General features: G+C 68.3%; 17 protein-coding genes and 1 pseudogene. 8 read left to right on the top strand and 10 right to left on the bottom strand.

Translation table 11 applies throughout. The annotated features are described in order from the left end of the window. Nucleotides 1–278 precede the first annotated feature (278 nt). From ACFVYN_RS24840 to ACFVYN_RS24830, 3 genes are all read right to left on the bottom strand, one after another. The gene (locus ACFVYN_RS24840; protein ID WP_390001952.1) at nucleotides 279–671 is read right to left on the bottom strand and encodes a peptidase inhibitor family I36 protein; all 393 of its coding nucleotides are present in this window, start codon (nucleotides 669–671) and stop codon (nucleotides 279–281) included. 258 nt (nucleotides 672–929) lie between these two features. Next, a complete protein-coding gene (locus ACFVYN_RS24835) occupies nucleotides 930–2,126 on the bottom strand; it encodes an MFS transporter (RefSeq protein ID WP_390001950.1) in 1,197 nt (398 codons plus the stop codon). A 1,075-nt stretch (nucleotides 2,127–3,201) separates the two neighbouring features. Then, nucleotides 3,202–3,909, bottom strand: coding sequence for an SDR family oxidoreductase (locus ACFVYN_RS24830; RefSeq protein ID WP_390001948.1), 708 nt, complete (start codon nucleotides 3,907–3,909; stop codon nucleotides 3,202–3,204). An 82-nt stretch (nucleotides 3,910–3,991) separates the two neighbouring features. On the opposite strand from ACFVYN_RS24830, the gene ACFVYN_RS24825 reads away from it, so the two are divergent. Continuing rightward, on the top strand, nucleotides 3,992–4,717 hold the full coding sequence (locus ACFVYN_RS24825; RefSeq protein ID WP_390001946.1) for a sugar isomerase domain-containing protein: 726 nt from the start codon (nucleotides 3,992–3,994) through the stop codon (nucleotides 4,715–4,717). A 461-nt stretch (nucleotides 4,718–5,178) separates the two neighbouring features. Here ACFVYN_RS24825 and ACFVYN_RS24820 read toward each other — a convergent pair. The 3 genes and pseudogenes from ACFVYN_RS24820 to ACFVYN_RS24810 all read right to left on the bottom strand — a co-directional run bounded on the left by ACFVYN_RS24820 (nucleotide 5,179) and on the right by ACFVYN_RS24810 (nucleotide 7,797). Beyond that, nucleotides 5,179–6,263: pseudogene (locus tag ACFVYN_RS24820) on the bottom strand (protein kinase family protein). Nucleotides 6,264–6,836: 573 nt separating this feature from the next. Then, entirely contained in the window at nucleotides 6,837–7,256 is a 420-nt protein-coding gene (locus tag ACFVYN_RS24815; protein WP_390001944.1) for a hypothetical protein, read from the bottom strand. 106 nt (nucleotides 7,257–7,362) lie between these two features. After that, nucleotides 7,363–7,797: a hypothetical protein gene (locus tag ACFVYN_RS24810; protein WP_390001942.1), complete on the bottom strand. Its 435-nt coding sequence runs from the start codon at nucleotides 7,795–7,797 to the stop codon at nucleotides 7,363–7,365. 200 nt (nucleotides 7,798–7,997) lie between these two features. Here ACFVYN_RS24810 and ACFVYN_RS24805 point away from each other — a divergent pair, with 200 nt between their 5' ends. From ACFVYN_RS24805 to ACFVYN_RS24795, 3 genes are read left to right on the top strand one after another with little or no spacing between them, the layout of a single operon-like run. Continuing rightward, nucleotides 7,998–9,197 (top strand): hypothetical protein, encoded by a 1,200-nt coding sequence (locus tag ACFVYN_RS24805; RefSeq protein ID WP_390001940.1) that lies wholly within the window; start codon nucleotides 7,998–8,000, stop codon nucleotides 9,195–9,197. Then, nucleotides 9,194–9,940, top strand: coding sequence for a hypothetical protein (locus tag ACFVYN_RS24800; protein WP_390001938.1), 747 nt, complete (start codon nucleotides 9,194–9,196; stop codon nucleotides 9,938–9,940). The genes ACFVYN_RS24805 and ACFVYN_RS24800 overlap by 4 nt, the downstream gene beginning before the upstream one ends. Before the next feature lie 18 nt (nucleotides 9,941–9,958). Continuing rightward, nucleotides 9,959–11,089 (top strand): OmpA family protein, encoded by a 1,131-nt coding sequence (locus ACFVYN_RS24795; RefSeq protein WP_390001936.1) that lies wholly within the window; start codon nucleotides 9,959–9,961, stop codon nucleotides 11,087–11,089. A 158-nt stretch (nucleotides 11,090–11,247) separates the two neighbouring features. On the opposite strand, the gene ACFVYN_RS24790 is transcribed toward ACFVYN_RS24795, so the two are convergent. Then, a complete protein-coding gene (locus ACFVYN_RS24790) occupies nucleotides 11,248–13,674 on the bottom strand; it encodes a SpoIIE family protein phosphatase (protein ID WP_390001934.1) in 2,427 nt (808 codons plus the stop codon). A gap of 124 nt (nucleotides 13,675–13,798) precedes the next feature. Here ACFVYN_RS24790 and ACFVYN_RS24785 point away from each other — a divergent pair, with 124 nt between their 5' ends. The 3 genes from ACFVYN_RS24785 to ACFVYN_RS24775 all read left to right on the top strand — a co-directional run bounded on the left by ACFVYN_RS24785 (nucleotide 13,799) and on the right by ACFVYN_RS24775 (nucleotide 16,509). Beyond that, nucleotides 13,799–14,017 (top strand): hypothetical protein, encoded by a 219-nt coding sequence (locus ACFVYN_RS24785; RefSeq protein WP_390001933.1) that lies wholly within the window; start codon nucleotides 13,799–13,801, stop codon nucleotides 14,015–14,017. 85 nt (nucleotides 14,018–14,102) lie between these two features. After that, nucleotides 14,103–14,330, top strand: coding sequence for a response regulator transcription factor (locus tag ACFVYN_RS24780; RefSeq protein ID WP_390001931.1), 228 nt, complete (start codon nucleotides 14,103–14,105; stop codon nucleotides 14,328–14,330). Between the two features lie 316 nt (nucleotides 14,331–14,646). Next, entirely contained in the window at nucleotides 14,647–16,509 is a 1,863-nt protein-coding gene (locus ACFVYN_RS24775; RefSeq protein WP_390001929.1) for a protein kinase, read from the top strand. Here the strand turns inward: ACFVYN_RS24775 and ACFVYN_RS24770 are convergent. Both ACFVYN_RS24770 and ACFVYN_RS24765 read right to left on the bottom strand, forming a co-directional pair. Then, nucleotides 16,442–17,506: an inositol monophosphatase family protein gene (locus tag ACFVYN_RS24770; RefSeq protein WP_390001927.1), complete on the bottom strand. Its 1,065-nt coding sequence runs from the start codon at nucleotides 17,504–17,506 to the stop codon at nucleotides 16,442–16,444. The two genes, ACFVYN_RS24775 and ACFVYN_RS24770, sit on opposite strands and share 68 nt — an antisense overlap. A gap of 952 nt (nucleotides 17,507–18,458) precedes the next feature. Then, nucleotides 18,459–19,532, bottom strand: a complete 1,074-nt coding sequence (locus ACFVYN_RS24765; RefSeq protein ID WP_390001925.1) for a medium chain dehydrogenase/reductase family protein — start codon at nucleotides 19,530–19,532, stop codon at nucleotides 18,459–18,461. A gap of 148 nt (nucleotides 19,533–19,680) precedes the next feature. Here ACFVYN_RS24765 and ACFVYN_RS24760 point away from each other — a divergent pair, with 148 nt between their 5' ends. Beyond that, complete coding sequence (locus tag ACFVYN_RS24760; RefSeq protein WP_390001923.1) at nucleotides 19,681–20,382, top strand: TetR/AcrR family transcriptional regulator; 702 nt, start codon at nucleotides 19,681–19,683, stop codon at nucleotides 20,380–20,382. An 86-nt stretch (nucleotides 20,383–20,468) separates the two neighbouring features. Here the strand turns inward: ACFVYN_RS24760 and ACFVYN_RS24755 are convergent, their stop codons facing one another. Further along, on the bottom strand, nucleotides 20,469–20,804 hold the full coding sequence (locus ACFVYN_RS24755; protein ID WP_390001921.1) for a hypothetical protein: 336 nt from the start codon (nucleotides 20,802–20,804) through the stop codon (nucleotides 20,469–20,471). Nucleotides 20,805–20,840 lie beyond the last annotated feature (36 nt).

The raw sequence follows: 20,840 nt of genomic DNA, 5'->3' as shown, positions 1-20,840 counted from the left end.
GCCGGTGGCCGGCCCTTCGACGGAGTTCCGTTTCTCGTGCGGCTTCTGGTCGCATGCGTGCGGCCGCCCGCAGCGTGAGCCTTCGCGCTGGCGGGCGGCCTGGGCCGTCGGTCTTCTCCGGCCTCATGCGCCGGATGCACGGCGCCGCATGTACTCCAGGGCCGTTGTTTCATCAGTCGTGGCCTATCCCCCGGGGGTGAGCCGTCGCCGCGCGAGGAAGGCGTGGGAGAAGCATCCGATGGCGGGGAGTCCCCTGTCGCCGCTGGCCCAGTCGTCTCTCAGCAGGGTTTCACCCACCACACCCATGACCAGTCGGCGGAGGCGTCCGAGTCGTAGGCACCACTATCGCTCCAGCGCGTCACATGGTCGGAACTCCTGAATTGCGCGCGGGTTCCCGGGGTCTGGTTGTTGATCCACGAACCCACACTCGACCACGGCATGTCGTATTCGACGCAGTTGTACATGAGTATCGGGGTACCGGTGAAATCCTGTCCCGGATAGGCGCAGAAGTACTTGTACGGGCAGCTGACCGACGCTGATGCGGCGGTCCCGGCGCTGTGCGTCGCCGCGTCGGCGGTGGAGGCCATGGTGAGAACGGCCGAAAAGCCGGTGGCGACTGCCACCATGCCACGCACCCACGTCCGACGGCTCCCGCCGCGATTTTCGGTCATAGTCAAACTCTCCTCGAAGAGATGCTGTGGGTTGACTTCACCGAATCTAGGGGGTGCCGAAGGAACGACGCCAACCTTTCGATCTCACCCGAATTGAGCGGCTGCCCGCTTCCCGCCGTATGAGTTCATTGGTAAGGTCTGAACTTTGACACAGCCAGGAATACCTCCCCCAGAACGAAAAGTCCGCCGGACGTCGAGGCAGTGGGGACTTGCGGCTTCTTCCTCGGCGTCCTGATGGTGGCCGTCCTCCGACCCGCGTCAAGGTCGTTCGTCCTTGGCTGCTGACGCGTCCCGCAGACCGCCGAGCGCCAGGACCGTCATCGCCATCGCGGCCACCACCGCCACGGCGAAGCCGCCGTGTGCACCGCCCGCGTCGACCACCCGTCCCGCGACCGCCGCGGCGGCTGCTATTCCTGCGGCGCTTGCGGAGTTCCCCCAGGTGAACGCCTGGGTGAGCACGGCGCGCGGGACCGACGACTCAATGAGCACGGAGGTGAGGATCAGCAGGACCGGCACGGCGAGTCCGGTCAGGGCGAGGGTGCCGCCGATCGCGAGGGGCGCATCGAGGATGGTCAACGGGAAGCTCGCGAGGGCGAGGCCGGCTGCGGCCGCGGCCTGGTGGCGTCGGGCTGAACCGCCGTGACGCCATGCTCCGTAGGCCCAACCTCCGAGCAGATTGGTGCAGTTGGAGGCGAAGTAGAGCGGTGCTGCCGCGTCCGGTGTGCCGCGTCCGACGGCGTATGCGGTGACGGACACCTGCATCGCGCCGAAGAACACCCCGAGCGTGAGGCCGAGCGCGACCTGTCGCAGGAATGCGGCGCGGAGCAGGGCGCGTCCGGCGTGCCGGCGTTCGGCGGAGCCGGTGAGGGTTGGTGTGGTGCCACGCTCGGCGGCGAGGGTGAGGCCGCCTCCGACGACGAGCGTGGCGGCGAGCAGGACGCCGGCGCCCGGCCGACCCGCCGCACCGAGGACGCTCACCAGGGCGGGGCCGGCCAGGTAGGACAAGCCGTTGGCGAGGGCCTCCAAGGCGAAGGCGGTGGGTAGTGCGGTGGCCCGTTCGCCGGACAGCAGGGCGGACCAGCGAGCGGCGGACAGGGCGCCGAGCTGGGGCAGCGTTGCCCCGACGAGCACTCCGGCGACGAGGTCCGGAACGGCGCCGGCGAGCAGCAGCGCCACGGCGCCCGCATGTGCGCCCAACGCCCAGGGAAGCACCCGCGCCTGTCCGAACCGGTCGACAAGGCGCCCGATCTGGGGTCCGGCGACGGCGTCCGCGACAGCGAACCCGCCGGTGACCAGGCCCGCGGCGGCATACGACCCGGCGCGTGCGTGCACCAGCCAGACGATGCCGATCCCCGTCATGGCGATGCCCAGACGCCCGACAACGGAGGGAATGAAGAAGGCCGCGGCACCCGAAGTGCGCAGCAGAGTGCGGTAGTTCGCCGAAGCCGAAGGCACGGCGCATCCCTTTCGCCGCCCGGCGGGACGCACCAACGGGGTCGTCGGCGTCCGGATGTGCCGGCCCGTGGCTGCGCCTGAAGCCGTCCAGTAGTGGCGTGGAACGGGGACGCGCACCCCACGCCTGACTCCGTCACCGGGCAGATGTCATGTGGTAGTTGATGACGCCCTTGAGCGTACTTGAGCGTAGAGGAACGGCGGGCAGAAACGAACAGAGGAAGGGGCCGTTGCGATCGTCAGCCTGTGGCAGTTCGGCCGGCCCGGCCCTGCTGGAGTCCTCGAAGGCGAACGTGCGTGACGAACCTCGGCCAGACTCGGCAAGAGGTCCACAGACTGAGCGCCGAGGTCGGCCGGAGCGGCACCACAGTGGGAATACGACCTGCCCGGTGACCGACTGCCCTGGGACGTTGGGAGATGGGGCAGAGATGCGTGCCGAGCTGACTGTCTGGCTGGTCCGCCATGCTCCCACACGGCTCCGTGCCATCGGTGCGTCCGAAGAACTGCTTCACCGGATACGGCTGCTCGGAGTCACCGGTCCTCAGGCTCGGCACGGAGTCGAGGTGGTCGCCGGTGCGCCGGCCTTCAGGGTGGGTGCTTGCGAAGCTGCGTGAGTGCCGCGGCCCGGCCCCGTCCGTTCTGCACGCACCGGACTACGAGGGAAGACTGGTGGGCGCACCGCTGCTCGATGTGCACCGGGTCCTACGCGGCAGAGCACCCGGTCGTGCACGCTGTGCGGAGCCGCGCAGGAGCTGACACCTCTGCTGCACGGCATCACCACATCACCGGCGTCGCTCCGCTTCCAACGATTCCTGACCCGGACTGATGCCACCGGACCAGGGACCAGTACGTCGCGCAGCGCCCGGACCGTGGGGTGCGAGGTGCGGGATGTCCCGCGGCCAGTTACCCGACGAAGCCGAAGGCGGAGAACATCGGCGGGACAGTGGACAACAGGAAGAAGAAAGCGTCGCCACGCACCAGGGAAACTCACCGTCCGCTCCCGAGCCACCTGGTCACAGCCACCAGCGCGTGGCCGTGACCAGCGCTTTCAGATCAGATCCCAGTCGGAGAAACCCGCTCAGCGGTAGGCGCCCTGGCCGACGGGGCGGATAAGAATCTCGTTGACGTCGACGGTGGCGGGTTGGGTGACGGCATACAGGACCGCGCGGGCGATGTCGCCGGGTTCGAGTTTCGGGTCGTCGGCACGTTCGGGCGGGATGCCGCCGGTGTCGACCAGGCCGGGCTGGACAAGGGTGACGCGGACGCCGGTGCCGACACACTCGGCACGGATGTTCTGGGCGAGGCCGTTGACCGCCCATTTCGTGGCGGAGTAGAGGTTGCCCGGCCGTACCCCCCGGCCGGCGGCCGATCCGGTGAACACGAGGTGACCGCCGGAGGCGACCAGGGCGGGCAGCGTGGCACGTGCCGTCAGGGCGGGTCCGTAGACGTTGGCGAGCACCATGTCCCGCCACTGGTCGGGCGGTGCGCCCCGGTTACCGAGGAAGCTCGTTACCACACTGGCTCCGGCGTTGGCGAAGGCAACGTCCAGCCGGCCCCAGGTGTCCTGGACCCGGCGGACGAGTCCGCTGAGCTGGTCCCAGTCGGTGACGTCGCAGGCGACCGGCAGGACGCTGTCGGGACCGCCCAGCTCCGCGGCAAGTTCGGTCAGGGAGCGGTGGGTTCGCGCGGCGAGGACCACGCGGTATCCGGAGTCGACGGCCAGCCGGGCGGTGGCGGCCCCGATGCCTCCGGAGGCTCCGGTGATCAGGAAGACGGGATCGTTCATGCACGTCAGACTAGCCATCACGGACGCAACCGGTCTAGACCACTGTGCTAAGTTTTGCCACCAGCCAGCGAAGGAGAGATCCGTGGACTTTCGTGACGACTTCGGGGCCGCGATGCGCGCCCATCTCCGCATGATCGAGGAAGACAACACCGCCGCCCTGGACGTGGTGGCGGCGCGGCTGCTCGAGGTGACACGCACCGGTCGTATCGTGCACACCACCGCGGCGGGCCACAGCGTGGCCGCGGTCCTGGAGACCTTCTACCGTGCCGGCGGACTGAGCTGTGTACGCCCCTTGTTCCATCCGGCGTTGCTGCCGCTGAACGGCGCGCAGGCGAGTACCGAGTTGGAACGGGTCAGCGGGCTGGCGGCGACCTTGGTGGCCCCGGCGGGCGTCCAGCCGGGCGATCTGGCCGTCGTCTTCTCGAACTCGGGTGTGAACGCGTTCCCGGTCGAAGCGGCCCACGAACTCAAGAAGCGCGGGGCCTACGTCGTGGCCGTCTCCTCACGTCTCCACATGGCACAGGCGCCCGCACGGTCCTTCGCCAAGCTCGGGGATGTGGCGGACACGGTGCTCGACACCGCCGTCCCGCCCGGTGACGCGGTCGTGCCCACGCCGAGCGGAGCGACCGCGTCGATATCCACCATCTGCTCCGCCTACCTGTGGGATCTGCTGCTGGCCCGTCTGGCCCGGCTCTCCGTAACCCAGCAGGTGACCCTCCCCCTCTGGCGCAGCTCCAACCTCCCCGACGGCGACGCGATCAACCAGCGATACCTCGACGACCACCGGGCAGCCATCCCGATGCTGTGAGCCACTGAAGCGGCCGTGACTCCTCCGGGACAGGAGGCGGTGCCGGAACGGAACGCGACTCGCGTGCGATCGCGTCGAGGTCCCTGTCACCGGCTTCGTCCCGTTGGCATGATCAGACTGAGCATCACCCGGGCCTTATGGCCTCGTTGCCAGGTGCACCAACCGAGGCGATGTGCGGCTGAGCGGAGGCCCTACGCGGCAGAGCGCCCGGTTGTGCACCCTGTGCGGAGCCGCCGCAGGGGCTGACGACCGTGCTGCAGGACTCCGTCCGCAAGAGCGCGGCGAGGGACACGGACGCCAAGGCGACCGCCAAGCCCGCGACGCCGGCACCTCCCCGGACGAAGTCGTCCAGGGCGCGCCGAACGCGCGGGCAACCGGCAAGGCACACCCGCACGCTGACCTGCCATGGCCGGGGTCATGGGGTGTGCGCCGGCGTGGTCGGTCCCGCACGAGGGTGCAGATCAGCTCGGAATGGTGGCGTCGGCGCCCAACTGTCGTTCGATCTCCGCGGCCGGGAACGGGGTCTGCTTGCTCTCGGTGAGCAGACGGCGGAGGAAGGAGTCCACCACGAGGGCAGGGCGGGCGTGCCGGTCGATGATGGCGGTGATCTCAGGCGGGATGTCGCCGGGCCGTCGGCCCGCGATCCAGTTGCGCAGGAAGGCTTCGCGTTCTGTGTCACCGCGAACGCCGTCGAGCAAGTGGTACTGGAGCAGGTGGCTCGCGGTGTAGCAGCGGTCGTACGCGAGGTGGTCCGCGAAAAAGGTGGACTCGTCCGCCGAAAGGTCGAAGCGGGAGCTCAGGGCAAGTCCGAAGTCGGCGAAGTAGAGCCGGCGTCCATCGGTCAGGACGTTGGCAAAGTGGGCATCGAAGTGGACAAGTCCGCGAGAACTCATGAAGGCGGCTCCGCTCATCAAGGCTTCCTCCGCCCAGCGGAAGGGTGGCGCTGTCCCCATCCGCCGGAGCGGCGGTTTCGTGGTGGTCGTCCAGCCATCCGGCGAGTGTGTGTGCGGCACGTGCTCCATGAAGACCACCAGGCTGCACGACGACCGGCCGATGGCCTCCAGCCGGTCACGAACGGCGGGTGATCCCTCCCAGTGCGCGACGGCCCCCTCAAGGCCCCCGAACGCATCGGTGAATCCTTCGGGAGGGGAGTCAGGAAGAAGCCGCCAGTGGTACATCAACGGGAAGCCCGCGTACTCGCCGCCCAGAACCCAGTTCGTGGTCATGGTGTGCACGGCAAGCTCCCGCCAGGCTCCGAAACCGGCCGAGCCCACCCCGTACTGGTAGAACATCGGCAGTCCGAAGACGTTCGCCGTCGACCGCGCGTTCTCCGGTCGCAACTCGGTGTCCGTCAAAGGGATCGCTTGATGAAGACGCGCGTTCCGTTGCTGTCCACCTCTGCCGACCTTCCGCCGATGCCCGACCCGAGCGGGGAAGCGGCTGCCACGACCTCCCCGAGCCGGCGGTCGCTCAGCAAGGAGAGCTGAGTGCGCACGGTCCCGTAACCAACCAGGCGCTCGGAGCGCGGCAATTCCCGGTCCGGCATCGACGGCTCTTCGTGCGTCACCACGCGGTACTCCCCTGCTCTGATCGTGTCGGCTTCCCATCCGGGCAAGCCGTCATGCTCAGCTCCGCTGAGGTCGCAACAAGGCTTCGGTGCAGTCGCGTGACGCCTGGTCGGTGACGATCTGTCAGCTCAGCGGTGCCACCAGAACATGACAGGCACGGCTTCCACGATCGTGGAGGACCACCGTCAAGACGGTCTACGCCGTCACCGGCCTGACCACCGAGCAGATCACCGAGCAGATCACCGCAGCCCAGCTCGCCCGACTCGTCCGCGACCACTGGAAGATCAAGGCCCTGCACCCCGTCCGCGACACCACCTTCGCCGAAGGCGCCTCCCAGCTGCGGACCGGCAACGCACCCCGCGCGACGGCCACCTGGCGCAACCCCGCCATCGGAGCCCTCCGCACGGCCGGACTGAAGCACATCGCGGCCGGCCTTCACCGCAACACCCGTGACCCTCGCCGCCCACGAACCGAAGGTCATGCAACAACACCGAAGCCCTGGCCCTGACGTGACCACCGAACGGTATCCCTCCCGGACTCTACCCACCGGCCTATTCGCCCGGCGGAACTCGAACGAAGCCCTCGGTCCAGTTGTCCTCATCGAGCTCGCAGGCGTCGAAGTAGAAGCACTCCGATTCATCACGGAAGCCCGGAAGGCGTCGAGCCTGACGCATACGTCCTTCGACCCGTTCGAGGGTTGAGTAGATACCCAGCAGCTTCACGTCGTCGCCGTCCGCCTCGTCGCAGAACACGCCGCTCTCATCGACGTGCACTGTCGAGCCGTCGTCGCCTGCTTCGTTCTGGTGGCCGACATGCCACAGCGGATACACAATCACGGACGCGAAGCTATCAGCACGCGAGTTCGTGGGCGTGCCGATGATGAACTGGGTCTTCGACATCGCCTCGGCAGTTCGGTGTTCGTGCTCCCGGTCGACCGTCCCGCGTATAGCGCGGTCGGCGTTCTCGGTCAAGCCCCGGGAATGCGGGGCATGACGCAACCCCTTGCGCATGGCTTGCTTGAGGCATTGGTTCACATCGTCCAGATGACCAGTCGCCTCGTCCGGAATAGAAGCCGGACTACAGCGACCGAGAATCGCGCAGGGAGAAGAACATGGGCAGCACAATGCAGTGCAAAAACTGCAGCACACAGATGGACAAGCGCGGAATTTGTGAACTGTGCGCTTGGCGCGTCGGATGGATGCCCATCGCCCAGAACTCCGACGGCACCACGACGTTCACCGTCGAACCGCGACACAAGTTCATTGCGGCTTCAATTTTCATGGTGACGGCCGTAGGCATCATTGCCTTCGTATCCGGCATCGCATCAGGCGGTGCAGCATCAATCGTCTTCGGGCTGCTCATCGCGTCGGCAGGTATAGCCGCCTGGGTGAAGACCCGCCTCGGAAAGGTATGGAAGGGGCTGCCCGGGGACGACAAAGCGATAGCCATGCCTGGAGTCGTTATCGGAAGCGCAATCGCCATCTTGGCGATACCTATCACCATTTTCTGCATTGCGCTTCTGCGGGAGGTCAATGTCCGAAACATGGTGTCTTAGCCTCGATCATTCCCGATGGCTCGTCGGTGTTCGTCTGCCGGCCCGTTTCCGTACCTGAGATCCCTCACGCACAGACAAGGAAGACATGATCAACACCAATCAGCTCACGCGCGGGCACTGGTCCGCCCTGAGGGCACGGCCGGGCAAGGAACTGCCCGTGCGCTACGACGACCTCACGGTCACGGAGATGGGGTCGCTTGACGGCGAAGCCGCCATGGGCGCGGCGCGGTGGGGCCCGAACAAGATTCTGTACGGACTGCTCGCCGTACTGCACACGACGATTGCCCACACCAGTGCCATCCGCGTCCGCCTCGACGGGCGGCTCGTGCAGGTCCGGACGCGTTACGAAAGGCTGAAGGCTGCCTTCGAGTCCACGTCCCAGAACGCCGGCTCGGCGCTCACGACCGTCGGGCGGGAGGATTCCGAGCGCCGTGACGTTGTCCAGAGGATCGCCGATCACGGTCTGCTGCGCCCGGCTTCCCGCAGGCCGGCGATCTGCTTCCTCGCCTTGATCGTTCTGGGCGATCTGGCACTGACGTCGATCGCCATGGCCGTGCTGGGCGTGAGCGATCATCGTTTCGTCTCCTTCTTGCCCGTGTCGGAACTGCAGGTAGCGGCGGCACCCGTCGTGAGCGGCATGGTCGCCGCCGCGCATGTCCTGGGTGAGGCGGTACGGGAGCATCGGGATCCGGACCAGCGGGTCCGCACCCACGTCAAGATCGTCATCGGCGTGGCGGTGGGCGGTGGTCTGATGCTCGCCCTCGGTGTGGCCGCCGTGCGCGGTGCGTACCTCACGGCGAACGGCGTCGAGGCCATGACGATCGCCTTTGTGGCTCTCCAGGCCGGGCTGTTCGCGGTGGCCGTGGCGATCTCCGTACACGGCGCTCATCCGTACGGGACGGCGCTGCGCCAGCAGGAGCGAAGGCTTTCACGGGCGGTGAGCCGCTATCAGCGTCTGCGCCGTCGTGCAGGGCGCTGTGCCGCCGCCGTGAACGGGGTGGTGACTGCGCACCATGGCGCGGTCACCTCGGCGCGGGCCGGCGTCGAAGCGGTCTGCGGGGACACGATTCGGGCCGGTTTCCTCTACCGGCGTGCGGTCATGCACGGTCACTCGGAGCCGGCCGGCGAGCCGCTCTTCGAGGGACAGGTGCCGGACGTCGATGTGCCCTGCAGCGTGCAGGAACTGCTGAAATACCCGGACGTCGCGGACGACAGCATCCTCAGCGCCCCTGCCCCGGTGAGCTGCGAGACCCTCGATCGCCGCTGGGCGGCTCTGCAGGTCGGGACTGCCTCCTCGCGCACTCAGCCGCTGCACCTCGTGCACGAAGACGACTACCTCGGGGAGGTCGACGCATGACCGTCCGGATGCGGACCGTCAGGATGCGCGGGGTGTCCGTCGCCCACATGAAGGGCCTCACCCACCCCCTGCCGGCATTCCCCCGAGCCGCCCTTGCCAAGCCGGAGACCGTGGTCCGCCTGCCCGGCGTCAGCGGGGCAACCCCGGCCGCCGTCGAGGACGCGTTCCGTCGCCTCACCGTGATCCTTGCCATCGATGACAGCGGCTCCACTCAGCCTCCGTACGGAACCGACCCCCGCTCCGTCCGCTATGCAGCCTCGCGTTCGGTGATCGAGTGGATGCGCCGGCACGGCGGTGGCCGGTGCGGAGTACTGCACTGGGGCAGCACCGCACCCGCACGTCTCGCTGCCGGCCCGGTGCCCGTCAGCCGGCGGATGCGCACCCTGCGCCAAGCCCTCGACCAGAGACCGAACTTGGGCTTGACAGTGCCGGCGGCAGCCCTTCGACGGGCGGCCCGGATGCTCCCCAAGGCCGCCCCCGGCGACGTCCATGCGGTGCTCCTGATCACCGACGGGGAAGATCCCGGCGAAGGCCTCGAAGAAGCCCTCGCCGGCCTTCCGGAGCACGTCGTCCACCTCATGCTCGTCGGCGACGGCGCCCGACACGTCGGCTGGGAAGCGCCCGGCGTCGCCTCCATCACCCGACTGCCCGCGTTCGACAACCAGGCCCTCACCTGGCAGGCGGGCTCCGTTCTCGCCGGCGCTCTCGGGCTGCAGCTGCGTCCCTTGTCCGCCTCCTGCTGACCCCACCCGGAGACCCTTGTGAAAGCCAAGATCATCACCCTCGTCGGCGTCCTGCTGACGATGCTCCTGACCCTGACCAGCCAACCCGCCACCGCGGCCGCTTCCGCCGACGCGAGCGGCGACGAAACGTCTGTGATCGGCCTGGTGACCGGCACCGCCAGTCACGCCAATACGGCGGACGCGAAGATGATCGCCGAGGATGCGGGACGCAGCGGCGCGCACGTGGTCCTCAAGAACGTCACTGCCGGCCGGGCACCGGCGACTGCCTTCAACAAGCAGGTCGTCGGGCATGGCCCCAATCAGTTGCTCAAGGAGATTCAGCGGAAGAAGCTCCAGCGAGAACTCGTCCGCGCTGTCCTGTCGTCCCAGCGGAACGCTCCCACCGGCCGGGTCGACGTCCTCAGCGGGATCCGTGACCTCTCCGACAGCCTTCACGCCCTTCCGCACCGCCCGCCGATCACCGACGTCGTCCTCTTCGGGAGCGGGCTGCAGGACACGCCACCACTCAAGCTGACAGATCCGGTGGCCCTCGCTGACCCGGAAACCACCCTTTCGGCCGTTGCCCGACAAGGCATGATCAGTGAGTGCAAGGGATGGCGCGTGCACATGGTCGGCGCCGCTCGGACGCCCACAGGTGCCCTGGACTCACTGCGCGAGGTCCAGTTGCGTGAACTGTTCCGGCAGATGTTCTCCCGTTGCGGAGGCCGGCTTGTGGAGTGGAGCAGTGACAGTCTCCTTTCCCTCCCCGGGTCCGGCACCGAAATCGCCCGGGCCCGTTGGGTGAAGAAGCACCAGGTGATGGTGCCGCTTCCCGCAGGCGTCCTCTTCGCCGGTGACAGCACCGTCCTCCGTTCCACGGCCCAGCGCGACCTCGCGAGGATCACCACCGTCCTGACCCGCACCTACCCCGCCGCCACCGCCGAGGTAGCCGGGTACGCGGCCTCGGTCCCCGGCGGCTCGGCAGACAAGGCACGGGACCTGTCCTTGGCGCGGGCCAGGGCTGTCAGCCGCTACCTCCAGACGCAGGGGGTCTCCCCCTCACGGCTGAAGGCCGTCGGACGCGGGATCAGCGGAGCCGTCGCGAGCAACCGGACCGAAGAGGGACGCCGCGCCAACAGGAGGGTCGTCATCACCTGCACTCTTCACTGATCGCCCGTCGTGTGGGCATTGCGGTCGGCTCCGGGTTCCGCACCCGGAGCCGACCGGTCCGGCCGCAGGCGGCGCGGCACCGGCCGGAGGCGAGAGCACTGACGGCCCGGGCCGGTGACGTGCGGGAGCCGGAACGGTTGCGCCGCCGATTCGTATGCCTATGGCGTTGAAAGCGACTGTTCAGCCCAGATGGTTTTGCCGGTGGTGGCATGTCGTGTGCCCCAGCGCTCGGAGAGCTGGGCGACCAGGAGCAGGCCGCGCCCTCCTTCGTCGAAGGCCCGGGCCCGCCGCAAGTGCGGGGAGGTATTGCGTGAGTCGAAGACTTCGCAGATCAGGGTGCTGCCGTCGTGGATCAGTCGCAGGTGGATAGGTGGTTTGCCGTAGCGGATGGCATTGGTGACGAGTTCGCTGACTATCAGTTCGGTGACGAAGGCAGCATGGTCCAGTCCCCAGGCCGTCAGCTGGTCGGTGGCGTGTTTGCGGGCCTGGGCAACGATGGCGGGGTCGGAAGCCAGGTCCCAAGCGGCTGTTTGGTCGGCGCCCAAGGCTCGGGTACGCGCGAGGAGCACGGCGATGTCGTCCGCGGGGCTGTTTCTCAGCACAGGCGCGAGAATCCTGTCACAGACCGTGTCCAGAGTCGGGGCGCGGGAAGAGAGGGCCGTGAACATGTGGTCGAGGGCTTCGTCGATGTCATGGTCGCGGGCTTCGAGCAGACCGTCGGTGTAGAGGGCGAGGATGCTGCCCTCGGGCAGTTCGATGTCCAGGGTCTCGAAGGGCAGACCGCCCAGTCCCAGTGGTGGGCCTGGGGGTACATTGAGGAAGTAGACGGTGCCATCCGGAGTGACTGCGGCGGGTAGGGGGTGGCCCGCACGGGCCAGGGTGCAGCGGCGGGAGACCGGATCGTAGACCGCGTACAGGCAGGTAGTACCAATTCCTGAGGTGGGTTCGGCAGAGGGGTCCGTATCGCCTTCGTCGGCGGCCAGGCGGATGACGAGATCATCGAGGTGGGTCAGCAGCTCGTCCGGCGGCAGGTCGACATCGGCCAGAGTGCGCACTGCGGTGCGCAGGCGGCCCATGGTGGCGGCAGCACGAATGCCATGGCCGACGACATCACCTACCACGAGACCCACCCGTGCCCCGGACAGCGGGATCACGTCGAACCAGTCGCCGCCCACGCCGACGGCGGTGCCCGTGGGCAGGTAGCGATAGGCGATCTCGAGTGCCGTCCGACCGGGCAGCGCGTGCGGGAGCAGGCTGTGCTGCAGAGTCATGGTCGACGTGCGCTCCGGCGCGGCCCGCAGGACGTCGTGGATGCTGACGGCCGCTGTCGCCGCGAGCTCCCCGGCCAGCGTCAGGTCGTCCGGTGTAAAGGGTTGCCGCCGCTGGTGGCGGCTGAAGAGGGCCACGCCGAGCGTGGTGCCGTGGGCACGCAACGGCACGATCATCATGGAGTGTGTTCCGTAGGTGTGGATCCAGGCGGCTGAGGGGTCCTGGTCTGCCCACCGGGCGAAGGATGAGTCGGTCATCTGGTACAGCCCAGGTCGGCCCGCGGCCAGACACTCGGCGGGAGGTGTCAGTGCCGCGTAGGTGACCGCCTCGCCCACCGCGACCACGGACTCCGGGCTCCCCTCCAGGACCGAGCGCACAGCGCTGCGGCGCACGGTGACCGGTACCGGCGAGGGGACCGAGCCTGGCTCGTGGCCCTGCTGGGGGAAGTCCAGCAGGTCAATGGCTGTGAAGTCCGCGAGCAAAGGAACGGCGGTCTCGGCCAGTTCTTGCGCGGTACGCGCCCTGTCCGACGTGGTGCCGATACGGGCGCGGGCGTCGTTCAACAGCATCCGCCGCCTGACGCGGTACCCCTCGGGCCTGGAGTGCGCCGTCAGGCACACGGCACGCACCTGGCCGTCCGCGTCCTTCAGCGGGGCCAGAGATGTCGACCAGTCGCTCTCCGGACTGATCCCTGTGGGGGCGATGGAGGCCTCCAGGTATTGCTGCCCGCCGCTCTTCACCACCAGGCGCATCCTGCTCTCGACCTCGTCGCTCATGGCGCACGGCGCGATCTCCGGCAGGCGCAGTCCGCACATCTCGGCCTCGGGAAAGGACAGCGCACGTTCCATGCCGACGCTCGCCGCCACCATCCGCAGGTCAGTGTCGAAGATCGCCAGGACGTCAGCCGATTGAGAGAACGCCCATGCCTTGAGCGGTTCACCGTCGGGCGTATACGGCTTCCCGGACAGAGCGGACGCAGCGGACACAAGATGCCACTCGGCCGTCCCCCCGTGCGAGGCCTGATGGTGCGCGAGGAGATGCAGCTCCAGCCGCTGACCGTCCCGGTGCCGCAGCGCCACAGTGCCGCTGCACCGCTCCCGCGCGCCCCGGAGCCACGCGTTCGTGTCGCGGTTTCCATCTGCGAGCAGCCCGGCGGCGGGCCGCCCCACGACCTCGGAGCCCGCGTATCCGAGCAGCCGCCGGGCGCCTTCACTCCACCCCGTCACAACACCTTGCTCATTGAGGGTGGCAGTGGCCGTGAACGCCGACTCGTCGGCGGGCTCGTCCGGCCGTTCAGGGCTTGGCACTCGCTCCATCGTCGATCATCTCGCCCCTGCTCATTCCGAGGTCATGACGCGCCGCAGGAACCTATCGTCGTGATCATCGTCGTATGGGTGGCAGCCACCGGCAGCGGTTCCGGCCAGGGCTCTACCGACCAGCATGATCCTGCGCGACGCGGAACACCAACGCAACGCCGCCGTCCCGCATGCCTGGATCCGGCGCGCCGATGAAGTGCCCGACCGCGTTGCCCACACTCATCGGTTGCGTCGCGCCGCGTTGCCGCTCATTGCCTGGACGTTCTCGATGGTGGGGACCGCGCGAAAAGATCTCCAGGAAACGTGCGGCAGCGTGGAACCGAACCTCGACCTCCACGCGTGAAACCTACCAAAAGGTGCATTTGCCTCAAGCGTCCCCTATTCAAGGGTGAGCAGTCAGGGCCCAGCCGACCTGCCGGAGACATTCCATGAGTTTCACAGCCACGCCGCACACGGAGGCGCTCGTGCCTTCCCTGGCCCCACGGGAGCGGGAGACCCTGCGGCACATCACCGCAGGGTGCACCTATCTTCAAACGGCGCGCCACATGGGACTTTCCCAGCACACGGTCGACGCCTATCTCCGCCGCATCCGGGCCAAGCTCGGCATCAACAGCATGGCGGAACTCACGCGGCTGGCCGTTTCGCTGGGGCTGTGACGCCCGGGCACCTGACGGAAAGCCGTCATGAGTGTCGGCGATCTCGAAACGGTTGGCGACACGCGGCACCGAATCGGGTGCACGGCTGGCCCCCCGGCCCGCATGGCCTCAGCCGGCCGGGCCAGCCCGCGTGCGGGAAAACGGCCCTTACCCGTGAACCCCAGCGCGTCAGGACTGACACCGCTCTGGAACGCGAACGCAGGACTCAGGCAATGGCACGCCGAGTCGAAGCACCCCGAGTAACTGGTGAGCACGTAAGGCAATTTAGTAGTATTTATAGATCTATCATGGTGTTGGGACATGATGGAGGTCCGCCATGGCGGAGGGCAACGGTGCCGAGCGCCTTGTAGCGGCGCGGTACCGGCTGCTGCGCAGGCTGGGGGCCGGGGGGATGGGGCGGGTGTGGCTCGCCTACGACCAGACACTCGACTGCGAGGTCGCCCTCAAGGAGATAACCCTCCCCACAGGAATCCCTGAGGACCAGTTGGGCGCCCGGATCACCCGTGCGCGAGTCGAGGCGCGACACGCTGCCCGGCTGCGTAGCCATCCGCACGTCGCCACCGTGTACGACATCGTGGAAGAAGACGGCCTGCCCTGGATTGTGATGGGATTCGTGCCCGGGGCGAGGGATCTCGCCGAGGTGGTGCGTGACCAGGGACCGCTCTCCCCCGCCGACACTGCGCGAATCGGTGTGGCTGTCCTCGACGCGTTGACGGCGGGCCACCAGGCCGGGATTCTGCACCGGGACGTCAAACCGGCCAACATCCTGCTGACGGCACCCGACGCCCAGACCCGAGGCAGCGCGGCCGACGGGCAGATCTTGCTGGCCGACTACGGCATCTCGCTGCAGCCGGACTCGGGCGAAACACGGCTGACCGCAACGTCGGGGTTCATCGGAACCCCAGGATTCCTGGCACCGGAGCGCGCCCGCGGCGTGGCACCGAGCCCGGCTTCCGACCTCTTCTCACTCGGCGCCACCTTGTATTACGCCGTGGAGGGGGACGGGCCCTTCGACCGGCCGACGCCTTACGAGACCCTCTCGGCGCTGCTCTTCGAGGAACCCTCAGCGCCGTCCCGTGCCGGAGAGCTGGGACCGGTGCTCACCGGCCTGATGGCCAAGGATCCCGAACAGCGGATGGGGGGCGACGAGGCGATGCGCAGGCTCGCCGGGCTTACCCCCACGCCGGGTGAGGAACCGAGAGCACACAGGCGGGCCGTCGCGGAGCCGGAGACGACGCCGCTGCCGGAAGAAGCGGCCTCACGGCCGCCTCCTGGCGCGCCACCGACCGAGGAGAGCCCGTCGCCCGCGAAGACTCCGCCGCGACCGCGACATCACCGGAGCGCCAAGCTCTCTTCAGGCCGGGCTTGGGGTGTCGTCGCCGCCGTACTCGTGCTCATCGGCGGCGGAGTATGGGCGGGGACCAAACTGCTCCAGGGTCCGGACACCACGGCCCCGAAGAGCGATCCGGGCCAGCCGTACGGGGAGGCGGTGGGGCTGACCCGCACGCTGAAACCCGGGGACTGCGTCCATGCCTCCTGGCCCGAGGGAAGACTCAAAGGCTTGCCCAGACTGACCATCGTGAACTGCAAGACCTACCCGGACGGCCAGGTCCTGGACGTGAACGCAACTACCTCTCTGGCCGATGCGAGGACCAACGGCCCGGGGATCTGCACAGGCCTTTTGCGGAACACAGTGCGCAAGATGGTCGATGTCCAGCCCTTCGCTCTGGTCCCCAGCGAGGCGGGCTGGAACAGCGGCGTCCGAAACACGGCCTGCCTGCTCTTCGGGCGGACCGTCAGCCTCTACGGCGAGGTGGGTGACTACCGCAAGCAGGGGGAACAGATCTTCGTCGAGAACAGCGCGACCGGTGACTGCTACAACACCGAGAAACTGGGAGAGAACAACTACGCCTTTCTCCTGGTGAACTGCGACAAACCGCATGAGTTTCAGGGTCTGGGTTACGTCAAAGCGCCCGCGAACCTGAAGTTCGGCGCGTGGGACGCGTATTACGATCTGTGCACCAAGCGGTTCGGGTCGTACAAGAGCTCCACGCGCGAGCTGTCCGGTTGGATTCACGCCGAAGAGACATGGAACCAAGGCTTCCGATACGTCATGTGCCAGCTGGCGATGCCTGAAGCAGGACGAAAACTCCCGCCCGGTTCAGCACTGTCCAAGTGAGGTGACTGATCCGGTCCGCCGTCGAAGACGGCGGGGCGCCGTCGTCATCCCTCGTCGGCATCGGGAACGCCGCCCCTGTCGGCATTTTCAACGCCGCCCTGCGGTCTTTCTCGTCAGCAGACGGGCTACGAAGGCGAGGTCGGGTGCCGCTCATTTGGCGGGGACTGCGATGTCCAGGAGTTGCTGGTGGAGCCCGGGGCGGGCGAACAGCGCGGCTCCGGTGCCGGCCGGTGAGGTCGCTGAAGGTGCCACGGGCTTCTTGGACGATGGGGATCAGCGGCGCGATGTCCCAGGGGCCGGCTCTCATCAGGAGGAAGGCGTCCAGTTGACCGCTCGCGACCAGGAGGGCGCCGTGGCAGGTGCCGGACCCGGTGGACGGTTTGCGGGGTGCCGGCGTGGTGGGTTCTGCCGCAGTCCAGTCGATCGGCGGTCGCACTTGGTCGACACCACGGGCCAGTCGCTCGGCCACGGCGCGTTCTTGCTGGTTCAGCCTGGGCGGCGGCGGCCAGATGCCGATCACCGCGTTCTGGGCACTTCCACCTTCACTGAGGGCCAATCGGTGCGCCGTAGCGTCTGGAGTGCAGGGGCATGGCCCTGTCCAGGAGCCCGCGTCCGGCATTGCCCACCACCGGCGCCCCAGGGCAGGAGCAGAGACCATGCCCAGGGTGATGCGGCCGTCCTCCTCGACAGCGATCAATGTGCTCCACTCGGGTTCACCGGCGAGGAAGCTCGTGGTGCCGTCGACGGCATCGATGATCCAGCGCCGTCTGCCGTGTCCATGGGCGCCGAACTCCTCACCGATGAACGCGTCGTCGGGACACTCCTGACGGACCAGGGAGCGAAGGACGATTTCGATCTCCCGGTCGGCTTCGGTGACCGGGCTCCCATCGCTCTTGATCCCGGAACCGACCGCCGCGGTCGAGAAGTGGTGTCGGGCGATGACATCCGCATGGTCGGCGAGACGGTGAGCCATTCCCAGGTCCGTCAGGTCCCTCACGGGACTTGCCCTTCCCGCCATGGTCCACCGTTGAGGCTCCGGACGGAGCGTGCAGGCGCGGTGAGATTATCAATTCGTGGCTCCTGTGACACTGCGTCGGAGCCGTCCTGGATCTTCCTGTTGTCGGTCCACGGCGGCAGTTGACCGGCCGGGGAGAGCGGCCCCGAACGGCTTCCGCCTGCGCGCCGGAGGGCACCCCGGGCCGTCGGCGGGATGGACACGGTGGCGGGCCGGGCCTTTCTGACGCCGCGGGTCCCGGCGTATGTACTGGCGACCTTCCTGGTGATGCTGGGCTGGTGGGGCAAGTACACGTTCCTCGGCACCGCGCTGGAATACCGGTTACGACTCCGGCAGCTCCCTGACCGGTGTCCTGCTGTACGGGCTCGGTTTCGCCTCGCGTTCGGTCACGGACAGGTCTGCGTCCCGAACACGGGGAGGAAGCGAAGGGAAGGACACATGAGGTATCGGCGCCGCCAGGGTCGGCGTGGGCGACAGGACGCGCAGCACCAGGCCAGTGGCGCCCTGGTGGTGGACCGTGTCCTGGATGACCTTCCGTTTTCGAGCAGGTCCTCGGCGAGACGCCTGACTTGCTCACACGCTCATCGGCGGAAGGCTCAAGAGGGCGGCCCCGGGTGGGGATCGCCGTTGTCCGGCCCGCGGATCCCGCACGGGTTCCCCCCTCATCCGCACCCAACAGAGGCTGATCATCGCAGCCGCCGATGACGCCGAGGCCGTCTGGTAGACGCTTGTGACAGGGCAGCCCGGCTTCGCTCAGCCGGAGGACGACTGGACCCTCGCGGTCCACGGGCTGCCCGCACCCGGCGATCCGCTCCGCCACGCCTTCGACACGCGCACCGCGCCGTCGGCGTGCTCGCCCTGCACCCGCAGAACCGGATGACTCATTCGAGAAGCCCTTCGGGCACTCGTTCGGGTCGCCGTCCGGGCTCGGCCGTCAGGGCGTGAGGATGACCTTGCCGGGGGCCGTGCGGGCGGATGACTCGGCCAGTTCCAGCGCCGCGGCCGCCTCGGCCAACGGGAAGCGGGCGGCGATCTGTGCGGTGAGCACGCCGTCGCGCAGCAGGTTGAGGACGTGGGTGAGGTCCCTGCGCGTCCGGTCCCGGAACGCTTCGCGCTTGGCCGAGTCCGGCTTGCCGGCGCCCGCCCAGATGTCGTAGAAGCTCGCGTGCCTGCGCGTGGGCAGGTGGTTCCAGAACGCCAGCTTGGCGAGCAGGGGCAGGAAGTCGAGCAGTATCGGGCGGGTGCCGTCGAGCGCGGCCGCGATGCTGTAGGAGACCAGCGTGCCGGTGCGGTTGAGCAGTCGGTAGGAGAGGGTGACGCTCGCGCCGCCGAGGTGGTCGAACACGGCGTCCACGCCGTCGGGGGCCAGTTCCCGGACGCGAGCGGCCAGGTCGGGGTCGCGGTAGTCGACCGGCTCCACGCCGAGGGCGCGCAGCGCCTCGTGCTGGCGCGGGCTCGCCGTGCCGATCACGCGGACACCGGCGTGCCGGGCGAGCTGGACCAGGACCGAGCCGACTCCCCCGGCGGCGCCCGTCACGAGGACGGTCTGTCCGGCCCGCACCTTCGCCTTGGCGTGGAGCATCTGGTAGGCGGTCAGACCGTTGACGATCAGCGTCTCCGCCTCGTCGGGGTCGATTCCGTCGGGCACCTCGACCAGGTCGGCGGCGGTCAGCAGTACGGCCGTGGCCCAGCCGCCGGTCTTGGTCAGCGCGGCGACCCGGCGGCCGACCAGGGTGCGGTCCACGCCGGGTCCGACTGCCTCGACGACGCCGACGAGGTCGTATCCGAGGACGAACGGGAAGGCGGGCTGGCCGTAGTAGCGGCCCCGGCGCATCGCGCTCTCCGCGAAGGACACCGCGGTCGACTCGACCCGCACCAGTGCCTGCCCGGCGGCGGGCGCGGGCAGCGCCCGCCGCGACAGTTGCAGGCCGGTCGGTGCGACCTTGCCCGGCAGTACCACCTCGGTGACGGTTGTGGTGTCACCGGTGACGGCGTTCAACTCGGCCATGGTCGACTCCTCAAGAGATGCGAATCTGCGTCGCTCTGTTAATGACCGTAACTATGCGACTGCACGTCAGACTTGTCAAGCATTCAGCTACGGGTCGTAACAGAAGGAACGGCCAGTCCGAACCCCGATGGTCACTTACGATGTGACTATGACTAACCCACCGCAGACCACTACCAGGCGCGAGCGGCTTCGGGCGCAGACCCTCAAGGAGATCGAGGACACGTCGTTCGCGATCATCGACGCGGACGGCATCCACGCCCTGTCGATCGCGGCGCTGGCCCGGGGCATGGCGATGTCCGCACCGGCCGTCTACCGCTACTTCCCGTCGCGTGACGCGCTGGTGGCACACCTGGTGACGCTCTCCTACGAGCAGCTCGTGGCAGCGATGAGCCAGGCGGTGGAAGGCAGCAGGCGGGCGCCCCGGGCGCGCCTGCGGCAGCTGGTCGGCGCATACCGTGACTGGGCCCTGCGGTACCGGCGTCGTTACGGGATGCTCTTCGGCGAGCAGGCCGGGGAGCTGCCCGGCAACGTCACCGCACGGACGCCGTTGGACCAGGCGATGGCGCTGCTCATCGACCTGCTGACGGCCGTGCAGGGAAGCCCGGCGGCCGACAGCGGCAGCGGCGACCGCACGCTGGACGGGCAGTTGCGGCAGTGGGCGCGTTCCCAGCAGCGGCCGGACACCTCACCGCGCGCCGCACGCGCCGCGATCCTGATCTGGTCACGGGTGCACGGGATCGTGAGCCTCGAACTCACCGGCGTCTTCGACAACCGTCCTCTGGAGGCGCAGCGGCTGATTGACTCGGAGATCGACAACGCCGTCCGGTCACTGGAACCGGACGGCTCCTGAGCGGCGCACGCTCAGGTCACCGTTCACGACCGGCCTGCCCTGCCGTTGCAGGGCAGGTCCGCGAGTGGCTGGTCTGGTCCGAGCACTCAGTCCTGGTCGCGCTCGCCGGCGACGTCCCCGGCACCGATCGTGTCCGCGTACTCGGACGGGTCCAATGTGCCTTCACGGTCGGGGTTGATTCCGGCGCTTCCACCCGGCTGACCGCCCCCGGTGCTGCCGTAACCGCCCGGGACTCCCGGAGTGACGTCCGCGTCGGCCTCCTCCCGCGTGATGTGGCGGGTGGCCCGGACGTTCGCGCGGCGCTCCGGATACGGATAGCTGAACGGCTGGGATTCCGCGCGTTCCTCTTCTGCCTGACGGGCGTTCCGGGCGGCCTGTTCCGCCTGCTGCTCGGAGTGAGGGTTTCCTTGGTCCTTCGTCATGGACAGTTCCTTTCTGTGAGCCTTCGGTACGTATCG

The organism is Streptomyces sp. NPDC058307 (assembly GCF_042880295.1).
Lineage (GTDB): Bacteria > Actinomycetota > Actinomycetes > Streptomycetales > Streptomycetaceae > Streptomyces.
The sequence above is the reverse complement of the archived record's forward strand: the minus strand, read 5'-3'. Positions and strand labels throughout refer to the sequence as shown.